Genomic DNA, 1,236 nt, shown 5'->3' on the forward strand with positions numbered 1-1,236 from the left:
GGGTTGGGTGAGCGTCTCAAGCTGCCGGTGCGAGGGGCCTGCCGCCCCAGCGGATGCCCTTCTCACTTCGGACACGGGCGCGTTCGCGGCGCTGGGCGGCCAGCACGTCGGGATGGCGGGCATGGGCGTTGCGCCAGCGCAGGTAGGCATGCAGCGCCCGGGTCTGGACCGTGTGGTTGGGGTGGTCGGAGTTGGCCAGGGTGAACTGGCGCAAGGGGCCGAAGTGCGCCTCGATCGGATTGGCCCAGGAGGCGTAGGTCGGGGTGAACAGCAGCCTGACCTTGTTCTTCTTCGCCCAGGCGCGGATGCGCCAGTTCTTGTGGGCCGACAGGTTGTCCAGGATCACATAGATCGGGGCGCCGTCCGGGCGGGCGGCGCGGATCGATTTCAGCGCGGCCCAGGTGGGGGCGATGCCCTTGCGGGCTCGGTTGACGCCCCACAGCAGGTCATCGCCGACCGAGTAGCAGCCGTGGAAGTAGGTGACGCCCTGGGTGCGGCGGTAGGTGGCCGGCAGCCGGTCCGGCTCGCCCGCGGGTGCCCAGCCCGTGCCGGCGGTGGGGCGGATGCCGAGCGGGCCGAACTCGTCGAAGGCGAAGGTGCGCTCAGACCGGTGCGTCAAGGCGTACTCGATCTCCTCCAGCTTGGCGTCGAAGTCGAGGCCGGGGGACTCCTTCCATGTCTTGGTGCGCTGGAAGGTGATGCCGTGGCGGGCCAGCAGGGTGCGCAGCGCCTCCCGGCCCAGGGTGAGGCTGCGATCGGGCAGCCGGTGCAGGTAGTCGAGGAGTTTGCGGATGGACCAGCGGGTGAAGGGCCGGCCGAGCTTGGCGGGGCGCGTGGTGGCCGTCTGCGCGATGAACCGCTCGTCGTCAGGACTCAGCAGGCGGGGACGGCCTCCCGCCCACTGAGGGTCCAGGCAGGCCAGGCCGATCTCGTTGAAGCGGTGAATGACATCGCGCACGGTGTCCTCATCGGCGGCGACCAGGCGGGCGATGACCGGCACGGTGTTGCCGCCGGCTGAGGCCAGCAGGATCATCGCCCGCCGGTAGCGGACCGTGCTGGTGGTGCCGCGCCGCACGATCCGCTGCAGCTTCTGCCCTTCTTGGCCGGTGAGCCTGCGGACCTTGACCGGTTGCCTCACTCTGCCTCCCGAGCGCTGATCGAACGTGATCAGCACCATCCAACTGGCAGCAGCGCTCTACACGTCAACCCGGTGATCGTTTCCGGTCACAGCACTAG

Annotated in this window: 1 protein-coding gene; it reads right to left on the reverse strand. The window is 69.6% G+C overall.

Going from position 1 to position 1,236, the window contains the following annotated elements; genetic code table 11:
* Nucleotides 1-16 precede the first annotated feature (16 nt).
* Entirely contained in the window at nt 17-1,138 is a 1,122-nt protein-coding gene (locus tag ABZ194_RS30375; protein ID WP_355600446.1) for an IS630 family transposase, read from the reverse strand.
* Between the last annotated feature and the right edge of the window lie 98 nt (nt 1,139-1,236).

Origin of the sequence: Streptosporangium sp. NPDC006007 (assembly GCF_040614315.1) — a bacterium.
Classification (GTDB): Bacteria; Actinomycetota; Actinomycetes; order Streptosporangiales; family Streptosporangiaceae; genus Streptosporangium.